The organism is Modestobacter sp. NPDC049651 (assembly GCF_040659695.1).
GTDB lineage: Bacteria > Actinomycetota > Actinomycetes > Mycobacteriales > Geodermatophilaceae > Modestobacter.
The window spans coordinates 148242-164523 of the sequence record NZ_JBFAOG010000001.1; the positions used below are offsets into that span (position 1 = coordinate 148242).

The following is a 16282-nucleotide window of genomic DNA, read 5'->3' on the forward strand; positions in this document are numbered from 1 at the left end:
TGAGGAGACGACATGCGACTCGTGCTCATGACCTCCGCCCGCCAGGCGACCACCGAGGTGCTCCCCGCGCTCGGGCTGCTCGCCCACCAGGTGCGCGTGGTGGCACCCGAGCTGTCCAGCCTGCTCGACGGCGACTCCGGCGACGTGGTGCTCGTCGACGCCCGGCACGACCTCGTCTCCGCCCGCACGCTGTGCTCGCTGCTGGCCTCGACCGGCGTGGCCGCCTCGCTGGTGGCGGTGCTCTCCGAGGGCGGTCTCGTCGCGCTCTCGGCCGACTGGGGTGTCGACGACGTCGTGCTCGACACCGCCGGCCCCGCAGAGGTCGACGCCCGGCTGAAGTGGGCGGTCGCCCGCCGGCTCGCCGCCGCGACCCCGGCCGACGGCGCCGAGGGCGGCGTGACCAAGGCCGGCGAGCTGGTGATCGACGAGCACAGCTACTCCGCGAAGCTCCGCGGCCGCCCGCTCGACCTGACCTACAAGGAGTTCGAGCTCCTCAAGTACCTCGCCCAGCACCCGGGCCGGGTCTTCTCCCGTGCGCAGCTGCTGCAGGAGATCTGGGGCTACGACTACTTCGGCGGCACCCGCACCGTCGACGTCCACGTCCGCCGGCTGCGCGCCAAGCTCGGCACCGAGCACGAAGCGCTGATCGGCACCGTGCGCAACGTCGGCTACAAGCTCGACCAGCAGGTCGCCGACGCGGCGGCCGCGAACGTCCCGGCCCCCGACGCCCCGTCCGCGGTCTGAGCCGATCCCGCTGAACGGCTCCCCCCTCGTCACCGACGTCCCCCGCCTGGCGGCCGGGGACGTCGCCGAGGTGCTCGCCCTGCTGGCCGCCGCCACCACGGCGGACGGCGTCCGCCCGGTGTCGGAGGAGGCCGAGCTGCGGCTGCAGCACGGCGGCGGCCCCGGCGGGAGCGACCTGACCGCCCGCGACGGCGACGGCGTGCTGGTCGGCTACGCCCGGCTCGAGCGGGCGCCCGGTGAGCCGGAGGCCGAGGCGGAGCTGGTCGTGGCGCCGTCCGCCCGCCGGCAGGGGGTGGGCAGCGCCCTGCTCGCCCGGCTGGAGGCGCTGGCCGGTGACCGGCCGCTGCGCGTGTGGGCGCACGGAGAGCTGCCCGGCTCCGCGGAGCTGGCCACCGCCCGCGGCTACGAGCGCGCCCGGGTGCTGCTGCAGATGCGCCGCCCCCTGGCCGGCGTCGACCCCGATCCGCACCCGGCGCTGCCCGCGGGCGTCACCGTGCACCCCTTCCGCCCCGGCGTCGACGAGCAGGCCTGGCTGGGCGTCAACGCCCAGGCCTTCGACTTCCACCCCGAGCAGGGCCGCTGGACGCCCGAGGACCTCGCGCTGCGGGAGGGCGAGGCGTGGTTCGACCCGGCCGGTTTCTTCCTCGCCTGGCGCGGTGGGCCGGGTGGCGAGCTGCTCGGCTTCCACTGGACCAAGGTCCACCCCGCCGGCGAGGCCGGTGACGCGCCCGTGGGCGAGGTCTACGTGCTGGGCATCGACCCGGCCGCGCAGGGCATGCGGCTGGGCCGCGCCCTCACCGACCTGGGCCTGGCGCACCTGCGCCGCCAGGGCCTGGGCGAGGTGCTCCTCTACGTCGAGGAGGACAACACCGCCGCGGTCTCGCTCTACGAGCGCAGCGGCTTCACCCGGTACGCGGTCGACGTGTCGTGGCGGCGCTCCCCCGCGTCCTGACGACGGGTCGCTGAACCGCCCGTCCGGAGCGGTCGGGCAACTCGACACGGGCTCGTTCACCCGTTCGACGGACGCCGTCCCACGCGTCGTGTCCGAGGCCTCAACAGGCGTTCACCGGGCGTTCACCGACGCACCCGGATCCGTCCACCTGGGGTCCCTAGCTTCGGTGCCGTTCGATCCCGCACTGCCCGGCACCGACGTCCGGGCACCCCAGTCGAAAGGCACTGAGTTGAAGCTCAGCACCACGACGCGCGCCGCTGCGATCTCCGCGGCGCTCGCCGGTTCCCTCGCTCTCGCCGCCTGCGGCGCCTCCAACGAGGGCGGCAGCGACGCGAGCTCCGAGGGCAGCGGCAGCAGCAGCAGCGCCCCCCAGCTGAGCGGCTCGCTGAGCGGCGCCGGCTCGAGCGCGCAGCAGGCCGCCATGCAGGCCTGGACGGCCGGCTTCAACGGCAGCCAGCCCGGCGTCACCGTGAACTACGACCCGGTGGGCTCCGGCGGTGGCCGCACCCAGTTCCTGGACGGCGGGGTCGCGTTCGCCGGCTCGGACGCCGCCATGACCGACGAGGAGATCACCAAGGCCGCCACCCAGTGCGGCACCGACGGCGTGTTCGAGCTGCCGAACTACGTCTCGGCCATCGCCGTCGCGTTCAACGTCGAGGGCGTGAAGTCGCTGAACCTCAGCCCCGACACCCTGGGCAAGATCTTCAGCGGCACGATCACCAAGTGGAACGACCCGGCCATCGCCGCGGACAACAAGGACGCGAAGCTGCCGGACCTGGCCATCACCGCCGTCCACCGCGGTGACAAGTCGGGCACCACGAAGAACTTCACCGACTACCTGTCCAAGGCCGCCAGCAGCTCCTGGACGGCCGGCGCCGTCGAGGAGTGGCCGGCCCAGGGCGGCGAGGCCGCGACCGGCACCTCCGGCGTGGTCCAGGCGCTGAAGGCCGGCAACGGCACGATCGGCTACGCCGACGAGAGCCAGGTCAAGGGCCTGGGCATCGCCAAGGTCAAGGTCGGCTCCGACTGGGTCGCCCCCTCGGCCGAGGCCGCGGCCGCGGTGGTCGCCAACTCCCCCCGCGTCGAGGGCCGCGGTGACTTCGACTTCGCGGTCAACGTCAACCGGACCCCCACCTCCGCCGAGGAGTACCCGGTCGTCCTGGTCAGCTACCACATCGGCTGCGTGACCTACAAGGACAAGACGACCGCCGACCTGGTCAAGGCCTTCGAGGGCTACGTGATCAGCAAGGAGGGCCAGGAGGCCGCCGCGAAGAACGCCGGCAGCTCGCCGATCTCCGACGAGATCCGGGCGAACTCGCAGAAGGCGGTCGACGCCATCAAGAGCGGCAGCTGACCGATCGCGATCGAGCGCTGAACGGCGGCCCGGGGAGTCCCAGCGGACACCCCGGGCCGCCGTGCGGCGCCGCCCACCCCGGAGCACCCGGCCCCACCCCCCGGCCCCACCACCCACGGAGCGATCGGTGACCACCACCAGCGCACCCCCCACCCCGCGCCCCCGGCGCCGGGTCGGGGACCGCGTCTTCGCCGGCAGCGCCACCGGCGCCGGCGTCCTCATCCTGCTCGTCCTGGCCGGCGTCGCCGTCTTCCTGATCTCGGAGGCCTGGCCGGCGGTCACCGCCGACTCCGCGGACCTGCCCGACGGCAAGAGCCTGGCGTCCTACGTCGGCCCGCTGGTCTTCGGCACGCTCATCGCCGCCGCGATCGCCCTGCTCGTCGCCACCCCGCTGGCCGTGGCCATCGCCCTGTTCATCACGCACTACGCGCCGCGCCGGATCGCCGCCGCGCTCGGCTACCTGGTCGACCTGCTCGCCGCGATCCCCAGCGTCGTCTACGGCTTCTGGGGCATCGCCGCGCTCGCGCCGGCACTGGTGCCGTTCTACCAGTGGGCCGAGGAGCACCTCGGGTTCATCCCGCTGTTCGCCGGCCCGGCCTCGGCCACCGGCCGCACGATGCTCACCGCCGGGCTGGTGCTCGCGGTGATGATCCTCCCGATCATCTCGGCGATCTCCCGCGAGGTGTTCGCCCAGGCCCCGGCGCTGCACCGGGAGGCGGCGCTGGCGCTCGGCGCCACCCGCTGGGAGATGATCAAGATGTCGGTGCTGCCCTACGGCAAGTCCGGCGTCATCGGTGGGGCGATGCTCGGCCTCGGCCGCGCCCTGGGCGAGACGCTGGCCATCGCGATCGTGCTGTCGGCCTCCGGCGGCGTCACGTTCAACCTGATCAGCAGCAGCAACCCCTCGACCATCGCGGCGAACATCGCGCTGCAGTTCCCCGAGTCCAGCGGCCTCGCGATCAACACGCTGATCGCCAGCGGCCTGGTCCTGTTCGTCATCACGCTCGCGGTGAACATGCTGGCCCGATGGGTCGTCACCCGGCGCGCCGAGTTCTCCGGAGCGAACTGATGAGCCACACCGCCACCCCCGTCGCCGAGCGCCCGGCCCCGCCGGCCGGCCCGGTGCGCACCCAGCGCCGGCTCCCCCGGCTCGCCGGTGTCGGCCTCTACCTGGTCGGCCTGCTCGTCGCCGCCGGGCTCTCGGCGCTGACCGGCTTCTCGATCGCCGTCACCGTCGTCTACACCCTCGTGCTCGGCCCGCTGGCCACCTACGTCGGCTCGCGGGCCGTCGAGGGCGCGCGCACCGCCAAGGACCGCCTGGTCACCGCGCTGGTCCACAGCGCGTTCGGCATCGCGATGATCCCGCTGGTCTGGCTGGTCTGGACCGTGGTGTCCAAGGGCGCCGCACGGCTGGACGGCACCTTCTTCAACTCCTCGATGCTCGGCGTCGTCGGGGAGGGCGGCGGCGCCTACCACGCCATCATGGGCACGATCGTCGTCACCGCCCTGACCGCGGTGATCTCGGTGCCGGTCGGCCTGCTGACGGCCATCTACCTGGTCGAGTACGGCCGCGGCCGGCTGGCCAAGGCGATCACCTTCTTCGTCGACGTCATGACCGGCATCCCGTCGATCGTCGCCGGCCTGTTCGCCTACGCCCTGTTCGCGATCTTCTTCGGCCCCGGCGTCCGGCTCGGCATCGCCGGCTCGGTCGCGCTGGCGGTGCTCATGATCCCGGTCGTCGTCCGCTCCTCGGAGGAGGTCCTCAAGCTCGTGCCCAACGAGCTCCGCGAGGCCGCCTACGCGCTCGGCGTCCCGAAGTGGCGCACCGTCGTCAAGGTCGTCATCCCGACGTCGATCGCCGGGCTCGGCACCGGCGTCACGCTCGCCGTGGCCCGGGTCATCGGCGAGACCGCCCCGCTGCTGGTCACCCTCGGCATCACCCAGGGCACCAACCTCGACCCGTTCGACGGCCGCATGGCCACCCTGCCCGTCTTCGCCTACTACCAGCTCACCCAGCCCGGGTTCCCGCCGGAGTTCGCGATCGACCGGGCCTGGACGGCGGCACTGGTCCTGATCGTGCTGGTCATGGCCCTCAACGTCGTCGCCCGGCTCATCAGCCGCTTCTTCGCCCCCAAGACCGGTCGCTGAGCGACCCCCACCCGGAGGAACCACCGTGGCCAAGCGCATCGACGTCTCGGACCTGGACATCTACTACGGCAACTTCCTGGCCGTGCAGGGCGTGAACGTCTCCATCGAGCCGCGCAGCATCACCGCGCTGATCGGCCCCTCGGGCTGCGGGAAGTCGACCTTCCTGCGCTCGCTCAACCGGATGCACGAGGTCATCCCCGGCGCCCGCGTCGAGGGCAAGGTCGTCATCGACGGCCAGGACCTCTACGGCGCCGACGTCGACCCGGTCGACGTCCGCCGCCAGGTGGGCATGGTGTTCCAGCGGCCCAACCCGTTCCCGACGATGTCGATCTACGACAACGTGGTGGCCGGGGTGCGGCTGAACAGCACCCGGATGAAGAAGTCCGACATGGACGACCTGGTGGAGAAGTCGCTCCGCGGCGCCAACCTGTGGACCGAGGTCAAGGACCGGCTGAGCCGGCCGGGCGCGGGGCTGTCCGGTGGCCAGCAGCAGCGGCTGTGCATCGCCCGCGCGATCGCGGTCGAGCCCGAGGTGCTGCTGATGGACGAGCCGTGCTCGGCGCTGGACCCGATCTCCACCCTGGCCATCGAGGACCTGATGACGGAGCTCAAGGAGCGCTTCACCATCGTCATCGTCACCCACAACATGCAGCAGGCCGCCCGGGTGAGCGAGTCGACCGGCTTCTTCAACCTCAGCGGCGTGGGCCAGCCCGGCCACCTGGTCGAGTTCAACCCGACCGAGAAGATCTTCAGCAACCCCGACCAGAAGGCGACCGAGGACTACATCTCCGGCCGCTTCGGCTGACCTGCCCCGACCACCCCACCGCCCCGTCGACCGCCCGGTCGGCGGGGCGGTGCCGTTCCCGGGGTCAGGAGCAGGCGGCCGCGTCCGCCGGCGCGGGCGGCGCCGCGGACTCGGGGACGGGTGCGCCCACCCCGACCCCGGTCAGGCCCTGGAAGCCCGGGCCGACGACCAGCTGGACGTCGTTGCCCACGTGGTCGCTCTCCACCAGCACCGACCCCGGCACCGCCGCGGCGACGGTGCGGGCGGGCTCGAGCGACGCCGGGCCGTACCGGACGATCGTCCGCTGGACCGCGCCGGGCTCCGCGCCCTGCGCGGTCACGGTGAACCCGCCGGCCTTCAGCCCGTCGGCCACCTCGGCCGCCCGGCCGCCACCGGTCGCGTCGAGCACCTCCACCCGGACGCCGGCCGGCGGCACGGTGACCGTGGTGCCCGGCGGCACCGCCTCGGCGAGCGTCGGGTCCGGCAGCGTGTCACCGGCGCCCGCCCTGCCGCTGCTGCTGCTGTCCGCCGCCTCGCTGGGCTGCGCGCCGCCGTCCTGCTCGCCCTCGGCCGGGGCCTCGGCAGCGGGCGGCAGCTGCCCGCCGTCGATCACCGAGTCGAACAGCTCGCGGGTCGCGGTGCCGTCGAGCAGCACCGCGGCGGTGTCGCTGCCGGCCGGCACGTAGCCGACCTGGGCCACCGGCACCGCGGTGCGCTGCACGGCGTCGTCCGGGAGGTCGCCGAGGGTGGCGGCCAGCGATCGGACGTCGCCGAGGGTCGTGTCGGCGTCGACGGTCAACGCGCCGCCGGCCCGGGTGAGGAACCGGGTCAGGGTCACCGGGTCGGCCAGCGTGCCGGCGGTCAGCGCGCCGCGCAGGGTCGCGGTCAGCACCCGCTGCACCCGGTCGCCGGCGGCCGCGCCGGTGACGTCCTCGGTGGCCGTGTCCGGGTCGAGGTAGCCGGTGACCTGCCCGGCCGACAGCGTCCGCCCGCCGGTGGGGCAGACCGGCACGCTGCCCAGCGCGTCGACGAGGCCGGGCGCCTTGCCCAGGTCGAGCTGGACGAGGTGGTCGACGCGCAGCCCGGACAGCTGCTGGACCGAGCGCACCAGGCACGACGGGCCGCCGTCGAGCAGCGCGTCGGCGAACTGCTCGGTGACCGGCTGCCGCACGCTGCCGTCGGCGGTCCGGCAGGCCGGGGTGTCGGTGAGGGCGGTCGGCGGGACGCTGACCATGACCGCGTGCCGGCCGTTGCCGGCGACGTGCGCGACGACAGTGCTCACCGCGGCGGCGCCGCTGCGGCCGGGCAGCCCGGTGCCGACGACCAGGTAGGTCGACCCGGCGGCCTGCAGCTGCGGGGCGAGCACCTCCGGCCCGTCGGTGACCAGCGCGTCGACCCGGTCGATCGCCCGGTCGGCGTAGAGGTAGAGCCCGAGGTAGTAGCCGGCCACCACGGTCACGATGCAGCCCAGTGCCACCAGCGCGTGCACGAGCCGCTTGCGGCGCGGCGACAGCGGCGCGCGCCGGGCGCCGGAGCGGCGCAGGCCGGACAGGTGCAGCGCGTGGGACCCCGTGGCCGCGGGCGCGGGTGCCGGCGCCGGGGGCCCGGGCTCGCCGGGCGGGCTCCAGCCGGGCAGCGGCGGGACCGGCGCGCTGTGCCGGGGGGTGCGGACCGGTGCGGGCCGGCCGGGCGCGGGCCGGTCGGCAGCCGGCCGGTCGGCAGCGGGGCGGTCGGCAGCGGGGCGGTCGGCAGCGGGACGGCCGAGCCCGCCGGGCAGCGGGAACGACGGGTGGGCGGTGTCCGGGCGGTCGAGCCGGCCGGGAGAGGGCAGCGGGAACGACGGGTGCGCGGTGTCCGGCGGGCCGGCTGCGGGCCGGCGGGCCGGCAGCGGCGGGGTGGCGGCCGGCGGGGTGGGTGCGGCCGACCGCGGGGCGGCCGGGGGTACCGGTGACACCCGGTTCGGCGGCAGCGGCGGTTCCGCGGGGCGGGCCGGCGGGGAGACGGGGGCGCCGGCGGGTGTCGCGCCGGCCGGGGGCACCGGGCGCCGCGCGGCGACCGGCGGCGGGACCTGCCGGGCCGACGGGGACGGTGTCGCCGGCGGCACCGGGGAGCGACGGAGCTCCGGACTCGGGGTGGCCGGGCGAGCCGGCTGCGGCCGGCCGGCCGGGGGGACGTCGGGTCGGGCCGGGCGGGCGGGGGGCCGCTGGGGCGCGGCCGCGTCGGCACCGGACGCGGGGGTGCCCGGTGCGGAGGTGCCCGATGCGGGGGTGCCGGGTGCGGGTGCGTCCGGCCGCAGGTCGCCCCACGGGTCGTCCCAGCGGCGGGCGCCGGCCGCCTCGCGGGCGCCGTCCCCGCCCGGACCGACGCGGGGGCTGCTGCCGGTCGCCTCCCCCGCCGCGCGCCGTTCGGCCCGGCGGCGGCCCACGCCGGACCCGGAGCGCGCGATCAGCTCGTCGACGGTCAGCGGGGAGCCCGCGGTCGCCTCACCGGGAGCCGATCGACGGGCGGCACGGCTGCGGGGGGTCCCGCCGTCCGCAGCACCGTTCGTCGGCCCGTCCGCCACCGGTGTCGACTTCCCATCGTCGTGGTCCCGCACCCGGCCAGATCTCGGCCTCGGCGCCCGTCGCCCACGCCCGGTGCCCGCCCGGTCGCAGAGGGTTCCACGATACGGGCCGCGAGCGTTCCCGAGGAGCGGCGCGCGGGGGCGGCTGCGCTCGGGTGGTCGCGCTCACCCGGCGGCGACCCGGTGCCGTGCGTAGCGTCCGGGACGTGAAGCTGTCGATCCCCGGCCCTTCCGACGTGCTCGGCGCGGCCACCGGGCTCCGCGACGGCGTCACCCAGGCACTCGCCCTGCTGCCGCGCATCGGCGCGGCCGTCGGCGAGGTGGAGCGGCTGCTGGACCGGGTCTCCGCGGTCGTCGACCGCGCCGAGTCCGTGGTCGGCCGGGCCGAGGCGGCCGTGAGCCGGGTCGAGGGGGTCATCGACGAGGCGGACGCTGCGATCGGGCGGGTCGGCCGGACCACCGATGGGGCCGATGCGGCCATCGGCCGGGTCGGCGAGACGACGGACAAGGCCGACGCGGCCATCGGGCGCGTGGGCCGGACCACCGACGAGGCCGACGCGGCCATCGGCCGGGTCGGTGAGACCACCGACAAGGCCGACAGCGCCATCGGGCGCGTGGGCCGGACCACCGACGAGGCCGACGCGGCCATCGGCCGGGTCGGCGAGACCACCGGGCAGGCCGACCGGCTGGTGGCCGCGGTGGGCGGCACGGTGGCGGGGGCCGACGGTGCCCTCGGCCGCGCCGAGGGGCTGCTGGACGCCACGGCTCCGCTGCTGGACGGCTGGCGCCCGGCGCTGGCCGACCTCGCGCCGGTGGTCACCCGGTTCGCGGCCCACCTGGACCCGGACGAGGTGCAGGCGCTGATCACCCTGGTCGACCGGCTGCCCCAGCTCGTGCTGCACCTCGACGAGGACGTCCTGCCGGTGCTGGCCTCGCTCGACGGCGTCGCGCCGGACGTGCACGCGCTGGTCGACACCGTCGACGACCTGCGCCAGGTGGTGAAGGGGTTCCCGGGGTCGAAGCTCTTCCGCCGTCGTGGCGCCCAGGAGATCGCCGAGGAAGAGGCCGCGGAGGACGAGGGCTGAGCCGGCCGGGGCACCCGCGGCGGGTGCCCCGGCCCGGCGGCTCAGGTCTCGGTCGGGTAGCCCAGCGCCCGGACGACGTCCCCGATCCGCTCGAACACCTGGTCCTGCGGCAGCCGCGCCAGCTCGTCGGCGACGGCGTCGGGTGCCCGGTGGTCGCGGGCCCGCTCCACCAGGTCCGCGCCGGAGCTGGGGAAGTCGGCCCGGTCCAGCCAGCGGGCGAGCTCGGCCCGGGCGACCACGGCGTCCGGGGTCGTGCCGACCGGGACGCCCCCGGTGAGCGTGCTGTCCGGCGAGGAGTCGACGTCCGGGTCGCCCTCGGCCTCCGGCTCCGGGTCCTTCCACTCCTCGGCGTGCGTCGAGCGGCCGGAGCGGATGAAGCCCTCGATCTCGTGCTTGAGCTCGTCGTCCTCCCGGGCGCTGTGCTTGGTGCTGCGGGCGGCCGTGCCCGCGAAGGTGTCGTCGGTCTCGCTCACGCTGTGCCTCCTCGCTGCCGGCCGTCGTCGGCCCGGCAGGTCCTGTGCGGGTCAGTCCTTGTGCAGGGCGCCGGGCTTGTGGACGGCGGTGCCGCCGCTCTTCTCGCTCTTCACCTCGTACTGCGGGTCGTCCTTGCTGGCCCGCACGGTGCGACCGGCCGCCTCGGTGTCCTTGGTGATCTCGCGCTCGACGGTGCCCTCGGCCTCACCGCCGTGGCTCTTCCACGACACGTGGTCGCCCTTGCTGAAGTGCTCGTCCGACTTGCCGGCCACTGGGTGCCTCCCGTTCGGCGGTGGATGACCCGGTGCCTGCCCGACGGCAGCCGGCCGCACACATGGGACCGGCGGGCATCCGCCGCTCACCCGATCGGGTTGCTTCTCCGGTCGATGGTGTCCAGCCGGGTTGATCGTCACGTAGCGTTGCCCCTCGACGGACCCCATCGGGTGTCTTCCCCGGCCAGCGCGCCGCGCTGGTGACACTCGGTGAGTGACCGTCCACGGACGCCGGCCCGGCTGGCCCCATTCCCCCGGGGCTGGTCGGGTCGGCCCCGTTTCCGGCCCACTCCTAGGCTCGGTGGCCGTGACCGCCTCACCCCCGGCCGACGCCCGCCCGGTCGACGTCCTGACCGTCCGCTCGGTCAGCGACGTGACACCCGCCGTCCGCCGGGTCACCCTGACCGCGCCGGTCGCCGCCGTCCGGGCCGCCGGACCCACGCTCTCGCTGCTGGTGCCCCGGGTCGGCGACCCGGCTCCCCACTGGCCGCAGATCGCCCGCGACGGGCGGATCGTCTGGCCGCAGGGCAGCCACGGCGTCAGCCTGCGCAGCTACACCTCCCGCCGGCAGTCCGCGCCCGAGGGCGCCGCCGAGGGCGAGGTCGACATCGACTTCGTGCTGCACGGCGACGGCCCGGCGGCCACCTGGGCGGCGGCCGCCGCCCCCGGCGCCCTGCTCGGGGTGGCCAGCGCCGCCCCGCTGGGCGACGCGCCGGCCGGCTGGCTGCTGGTAGCCGGTGACGAGACGGCGGTCCCGGCGGTCAGCCGGGTGCTGGCCGCCGCCCGGCCGGACGCCCGGGGCGTGGCCCTCCTCGAGGTCGCCGGCCCGGAGGAGGAGCAGCCGCTGGCCGCCCCGCCCGGCATCGAGGTGCGCTGGCTGCACCGCGGAGGGGTCGAGCCGGGGGTCAGCACGGTGCTGGTGGACGCCGTCGCCGCGCTGGACCCGCCGGGTGGGGACGACGTCTTCGCCTGGGTGGCCGCCGAGTCCGGCGTCGTCCGGGCGGTCCGGGCCGACCTGCGCGACCGGTGGGGGCTGCGGCGGGCGCAGCACCACGTGGTCGGCTACTGGCGCCGCGGCCGGGCGATGGCTCCCGCCGGCTAGGGACCGGCCCCGAGCCGGACAGCTCCCAGGTTGTTCACAGCTCGGGTCCAGCCGGGGAGCAGCGCGCCGGTGGAGCCTGGGACCATGACGACGACCGCCGTGCCGGGCTCATCGGGAGGGACCGTGGCCACCAGCAGCAGCGCGCAGGCGCCGGAGGCCCGCCTGCTCGTGGTCGACGACGAGCCCAACATCCGCGAGCTGCTGTCGGCGAGCCTGCGCTACAACGGCTTCGAGGTGGCCACCGCCGCCGACGGCCAGCAGGCGCTCACCGTCGCCGCGCAGTTCAAGCCCGACCTGCTGGTGCTCGACGTCATGATGCCGGGGCTCGACGGCTTCGGCGTGGTCCGCCGGCTGCGACAGAACGGCACGCACACCCCCGTCCTGTTCCTCACCGCGCGGGACGCCGGGGAGGACAAGGTCACCGGCCTGACGCTGGGCGGCGACGACTACGTCACCAAGCCGTTCAGCCTCGACGAGGTGCTCGCCCGGATCCGCGCGGTGCTGCGCCGCAGCCAGGGCGTGCAGAAGGCGTCCGAGTCGCCGAAGCTCACCTTCGCCGACATCGAGCTGGACGAGGAGTCGCACGAGGTCCTCAAGGCCGGGAAGCTGGTCAGCCTCTCCCCCACCGAGTTCAAGCTCCTGCGCTACCTGATGGCCAACGCCGGGCGGGTGCTGTCGAAGGCGCAGATCCTCGACCACGTCTGGAACTACGACTTCAACGGCGAGGCCAACGTCGTGGAGTCCTACATCTCCTACCTGCGCCGCAAGGTCGACACCACCGAGCCGCGGCTGCTGCACACGCTCCGCGGCGTCGGCTACTCGCTCCGCCTGCCGCGGGGCTCGTGACCGCCACCCCGCTCACCGGGGCGGCGACGGAGCCGGGCGCCGCCCCCGCCCCGCCACCGGCACCGGCGGAGCCACCGGACCCCGCCCCGACACCGTCGCGCTGGGCCCGGCAGGTGCCGCTGCGAGTGCGGCTGGTGGCCCTGCTGGTCGCGTTGCTCGCCGCCGCGCTGGCCGCGACCGGGTTCGCCGCCACGTCGCTGCTGCGCGCCTACCTGATCGACCAGCAGGACGACGAGCTGATCAGCAGCATGCAGGCCCTGGACAACGAGAGCCCGGCCTACCTCGCCACCTCCTGCGCCCAGCCGCGGCTGTCGATCCCGGGCAGCTACCTGGCCTGCGTCGACGCCACGGGTCGCGTGCGCATCTTCTCGCTGGACAACGCGAAGACCACGCTGCCCGACCTGACCGGCCTCACCGCCGCGACCGCGCAGGACTACGGCTCCTCGCCGTTCACCGTGCGGTCCCAGGACCGGACCACCTCCTGGCGGATCGCGGTCTCCCAGGTGAGCCCCGACCTCGCCATCGTGGTCGGCACCGACCTCGCCGACGACCGCGCCGTGGTCCGCCGCCTCGTCGCGCTCGAGGTCGTCGTCGGCCTGCTCGTCCTCGTCGTGCTCGGCGTGGCCGGCTACATGCTGGTGCGCAACAGCCTGCGGCCGCTGGAGGAGGTCGAGGACACCGCCCGGGCGATCGCCGCCGGCGACCTGTCCCGCCGCGTGCCCGAGGGCGACCAGCGCACCGAGGTCGGCCGGCTGTCGACCGCGCTCAACGGCATGCTGTCGCGGATCGAGACCTCGTTCCGCGCCCAGCAGGACTCCGAGGAGCAGGCCCGGGCCTCGGAGGGCCGGATGCGCCGGTTCGTCGCCGACGCCAGCCACGAGCTGCGCACCCCGCTCACCTCGATCCGCGGGTTCGCCGAGCTCCACCGGCAGGGCGCGGCCGGGAGCCCCGAGGAGACCCGGCGGCTGATGCAGCGGATCGAGTCCGAGGCGACCCGGATGGGCCTGCTGGTCGAGGACCTGCTGCAGCTGGCCCGGCTGGACCAGCAGCGGCCGCTGGACGTCGTCCCGGTCGACCTCGGGGAGATCGCCGGCGACGCGGTGCACGACGCGGGCGCCGTCCAGCCCGACCGGCCGGTCCGGCTGCACCTGGACGAGTCGCTGACCGACGTCCCGGTCGTGCTGGGCGACGAGGCCCGGCTGCGCCAGGTGGTCGGCAACCTCGTGACCAACGCGCTGACCCACACGCCGCCCGGCACGCCGGTGACCGTGCGCGTGTTCGAGGACCCCGGCGACCCGGACACCGTGGGCCTCGCCGTCGCCGACGAGGGCCCGGGCATGACCTCGGCCGACGCCGAGCGGGTGTTCGAGCGGTTCTACCGGGCCGACACCTCCCGCACCCGGGCGGCCGGTGGCACCGGGCTCGGGCTGTCGATCGTGGCCTCGCTGGTCGCCGCGCACGGTGGCCGGGTGGAGCTGACCACCGCGCCCGGTCAGGGGGCCACCTTCACCGTCCGGCTGCCCCGCTCGGGGCCGCCCACGCCGGCGTCCGAGGGGCCCGCCGCCCCACCGGCCTGACCGCGTCGCGGCGGCATGTGGACACTGGAGCGGGAATCCGCACCGTCCCGGTGCGGTTGATGACCCACCGCACCGCCGTCGTCCCTGCCCGCAGACCTCCGGAGCCCGCCTCGTGACGCCGCTCGAGACCCTGCCCGACTACCGGCTCACCCAGCTGCAGACGCTGGAGGCCGAGTCGATCCACGTCATCCGGGAGGTGGCGGCCGAGTCGGAGCGACCGGTGCTGCTGTTCTCCGGCGGCAAGGACTCGATCGTGATGCTGGAGCTCGCCCGCAAGGCGTTCGCCCCGGCCCGCATCCCGTTCCCGGTGATGCACGTCGACACCGGCCTCAACTTCCCCGAGGTGCTGGCCTTCCGCGACCGCCGGGTCGCCGAGCTCGGTGTCGAGCTGGTGGTCGCCTCGGTGCCCGACGCGATCGCCGCCGGCACGGTCCGCGAGGAGCCCAACGGCTCGCGCAACCGGATCCAGACCCCGGTGCTGCTGGACGCGGTCGAGCAGCACGGGTTCACCGCGCTGTTCGGCGGGGCGCGGCGCGACGAGGACAAGGCCCGGGCGAAGGAGCGGATGTTCTCCTTCCGCGACGAGTTCGGCCAGTGGGACCCGAAGAACCAGCGCCCGGAGCTGTGGGACCTCTACAACGGCCGCATCCACCTCGGTGAGTCGATCCGGGTGTTCCCGCTGTCCAACTGGACGGAGCTGGACATCTGGAGCTACATCGCCCAGGAGGACATCGCCATCCCGCCGCTGTACCTGGCCGGCGAGCGGGACGTCGTCGACCGGGGCGGGATGCTCTACGCGGTCAACGAGTTCATCACCCCCAAGGACGGCGAGCCGGTCACCCGGGAGAGCGTCCGGTACCGCACCGTCGGCGACGCGAACCTGACCGCCGCCGTCCGGTCGACCGCCACCACCGTGGAGGAGGTCATCGCCGAGATCGCGGTGACCCGGCTGACCGAGCGCGGCGCGACCCGCGGCGACGACAAGGTCAGCGACGCGGCGATGGAGGACCGGAAGAAGGAGGGGTACTTCTGATGACAGCTCTGGAGAGCGCCGGCCACGAGATCGCCGGCGCCCGCAAGGACATCCTGCGGATCGCCACCGCCGGCTCCGTCGACGACGGCAAGAGCACCCTGATCGGCCGGCTGCTCTACGACAGCAAGGCGGTGTTCGAGGACCAGTACGCGGCGATCGAGCGGGCCAGCCGCGGCGACTACGTCGACCTGGCGCTGCTCACCGACGGGCTGCGCGCCGAGCGCGAGCAGGGCATCACCATCGACGTCGCCTACCGGTACTTCAGCACCCCGCGGCGCACGTTCATCCTCGCCGACACCCCCGGGCACGTGCAGTACACCCGGAACATGGTCACCGGCGCCTCGACCGCCGACCTCGCGATCGTGCTGGTCGACGCCCGCAAGGGCATGGTCGAGCAGAGCCGCCGGCACGCCTTCCTCGCCTCGCTGCTGCGGGTGCCGCACCTGGTCGTCGCGGTCAACAAGATGGACCTGGTCGACTGGTCGGAGGACGTCTACGAGCGGATCCGCGACGAGTTCACCGGGTTCGCCGCGAAGCTCGACGTCCCGGACCTGACCGTCGTCCCGATCTCGGCGCTGCAGGGCGACAACGTGGTGACCCGCTCGGCGAACATGCCCTGGTACCAGGGCACCTCGCTGCTGCACCACCTCGAGCACGTGCACGTGGCCAGCGACCGGAACCTCGTCGACACCCGGTTCCCGGTGCAGTACGTGATCCGGCCGCAGTCGGACGCGTTCCACGACTACCGGGGCTACGCGGGCACGGTGGCCGGCGGCGTGCTGCGGCCCGGCGACGAGGTGCAGGTGCTGCCCAGCGGCCTGACCACCACCATCGCCGCGATCGACGGGCCGGACGGCCCGGTCGACGAGGCGTTCCCGCCCATGTCGGTGACCGTGCGGCTGACCGACGACGTCGACGTCTCCCGCGGGGACCTGATCTGCCGCCCGGCGAACGCGCCGCAGGTGACCCAGGACCTCGACGCGCTGGTCTGCTGGATGAGCGACCAGCCGCTGCGGGCCCGCACGCGGCTGGCGGTCAAGCACACGACCCGCTCGGTGCGCGCCATGGTGAAGGACCTGCAGTACCGGCTCGACGTCAACACGCTGCACCGGGACACCGAGGCGCCGGAGCTCGGGCTCAACGACATCGGCCGGGTCACGCTGCGCACCACGCAGCCGCTGTTCGTCGACGACTACCACCGCAACCGGGCGACCGGGCGGTTCATCCTCATCGACGAGGCCACCAACGCCACCGTCGGCGCCGGGATGCTCACCCCCGCCCGCTGACCCCGGGCCACCATCCGCTTTCTCGCGAGGAACCGGGCCGGTTCCTCGCGAGAGAGCGGCGG

15 protein-coding genes are annotated in these 16282 nt (G+C 74.9%); 12 read left to right on the forward strand and 3 right to left on the reverse strand.

Features of this window, described 5'->3' with window-relative positions; genetic code table 11:
* The first annotated feature begins 12 nt into the window (after positions 1-12).
* The 6 genes from AB0J00_RS00790 to pstB all read left to right on the forward strand — a co-directional run bounded on the left by AB0J00_RS00790 (position 13) and on the right by pstB (position 6003).
* Positions 13-744 (forward strand): response regulator transcription factor, encoded by a 732-nt coding sequence (locus tag AB0J00_RS00790; RefSeq protein WP_357738737.1) that lies wholly within the window; start codon positions 13-15, stop codon positions 742-744.
* Between the two features lie 46 nt (positions 745-790).
* Positions 791-1696 (forward strand): mycothiol synthase, encoded by a 906-nt coding sequence (gene mshD / locus AB0J00_RS00795; protein ID WP_357740104.1) that lies wholly within the window; start codon positions 791-793, stop codon positions 1694-1696.
* Between the two features lie 229 nt (positions 1697-1925).
* Positions 1926-3050, forward strand: a complete 1125-nt coding sequence (gene pstS / locus AB0J00_RS00800) for a phosphate ABC transporter substrate-binding protein PstS (protein ID WP_357738739.1) — start codon at positions 1926-1928, stop codon at positions 3048-3050.
* 127 nt (positions 3051-3177) lie between these two features.
* Positions 3178-4119: a phosphate ABC transporter permease subunit PstC gene (pstC, locus tag AB0J00_RS00805; protein ID WP_357738742.1), complete on the forward strand. Its 942-nt coding sequence runs from the start codon at positions 3178-3180 to the stop codon at positions 4117-4119.
* A complete protein-coding gene (gene pstA, locus AB0J00_RS00810; protein WP_357738745.1) occupies positions 4119-5198 on the forward strand; it encodes a phosphate ABC transporter permease PstA in 1080 nt (359 codons plus the stop codon). Before pstC ends, pstA begins: the two co-directional genes overlap by 1 nt.
* A gap of 25 nt (positions 5199-5223) precedes the next feature.
* Positions 5224-6003, forward strand: a complete 780-nt coding sequence (pstB, locus tag AB0J00_RS00815; RefSeq protein ID WP_357738748.1) for a phosphate ABC transporter ATP-binding protein PstB — start codon at positions 5224-5226, stop codon at positions 6001-6003.
* Positions 6004-6067: 64 nt separating this feature from the next.
* Here the strand turns inward: pstB and AB0J00_RS00820 are convergent, their stop codons facing one another.
* Positions 6068-7936, reverse strand: a complete 1869-nt coding sequence (locus AB0J00_RS00820) for a LytR C-terminal domain-containing protein (protein ID WP_357738751.1) — start codon at positions 7934-7936, stop codon at positions 6068-6070.
* 815 nt (positions 7937-8751) lie between these two features.
* Here AB0J00_RS00820 and AB0J00_RS00825 point away from each other — a divergent pair.
* Entirely contained in the window at positions 8752-9630 is an 879-nt protein-coding gene (locus tag AB0J00_RS00825; protein WP_357738754.1) for a hypothetical protein, read from the forward strand.
* A gap of 41 nt (positions 9631-9671) precedes the next feature.
* On the opposite strand, the gene AB0J00_RS00830 is transcribed toward AB0J00_RS00825, so the two are convergent.
* Both AB0J00_RS00830 and AB0J00_RS00835 read right to left on the reverse strand, forming a co-directional pair.
* Positions 9672-10103: a DUF2795 domain-containing protein gene (locus AB0J00_RS00830; protein ID WP_357738756.1), complete on the reverse strand. Its 432-nt coding sequence runs from the start codon at positions 10101-10103 to the stop codon at positions 9672-9674.
* Positions 10104-10154: 51 nt separating this feature from the next.
* Positions 10155-10376 (reverse strand): DUF2945 domain-containing protein, encoded by a 222-nt coding sequence (locus AB0J00_RS00835; protein ID WP_357738759.1) that lies wholly within the window; start codon positions 10374-10376, stop codon positions 10155-10157.
* A 307-nt stretch (positions 10377-10683) separates the two neighbouring features.
* Between AB0J00_RS00835 and AB0J00_RS00840 the strand changes: the two genes are divergently transcribed.
* The 5 genes from AB0J00_RS00840 (at position 10684) to AB0J00_RS00860 (ending at position 16220) form a co-directional block, all read left to right on the forward strand.
* Entirely contained in the window at positions 10684-11478 is a 795-nt protein-coding gene (locus AB0J00_RS00840; protein ID WP_357738762.1) for a siderophore-interacting protein, read from the forward strand.
* Positions 11479-11562: 84 nt separating this feature from the next.
* A complete protein-coding gene (locus tag AB0J00_RS00845; protein ID WP_357738764.1) occupies positions 11563-12324 on the forward strand; it encodes a response regulator transcription factor in 762 nt (253 codons plus the stop codon).
* Positions 12325-12437: 113 nt separating this feature from the next.
* Positions 12438-13901: a HAMP domain-containing sensor histidine kinase gene (locus AB0J00_RS00850; RefSeq protein WP_357738767.1), complete on the forward strand. Its 1464-nt coding sequence runs from the start codon at positions 12438-12440 to the stop codon at positions 13899-13901.
* A 130-nt stretch (positions 13902-14031) separates the two neighbouring features.
* Positions 14032-14934: a sulfate adenylyltransferase subunit CysD gene (cysD, locus tag AB0J00_RS00855; RefSeq protein ID WP_357740107.1), complete on the forward strand. Its 903-nt coding sequence runs from the start codon at positions 14032-14034 to the stop codon at positions 14932-14934.
* Positions 14934-16220, forward strand: coding sequence for a GTP-binding protein (locus tag AB0J00_RS00860; protein ID WP_357738770.1), 1287 nt, complete (start codon positions 14934-14936; stop codon positions 16218-16220). The genes cysD and AB0J00_RS00860 overlap by 1 nt, the downstream gene beginning before the upstream one ends.
* Positions 16221-16282 lie beyond the last annotated feature (62 nt).

Excerpts from the sequence above, each read along its gene's own strand:
- AB0J00_RS00845 (WP_357738764.1), top strand. The coding sequence starts at position 11,563 with ATGACGACGACCGCCGTGCCGGGCTCATCGGGAGGGACCGTGGCCACC.
- pstA (WP_357738745.1), top strand. The coding sequence starts at position 4,119 with ATGAGCCACACCGCCACCCCCGTCGCCGAGCGCCCGGCCCCGCCGGCC.
- AB0J00_RS00790 (WP_357738737.1), top strand. The coding sequence starts at position 13 with ATGCGACTCGTGCTCATGACCTCCGCCCGCCAGGCGACCACCGAGGTG.
- AB0J00_RS00860 (WP_357738770.1), top strand. The coding sequence starts at position 14,934 with ATGACAGCTCTGGAGAGCGCCGGCCACGAGATCGCCGGCGCCCGCAAG.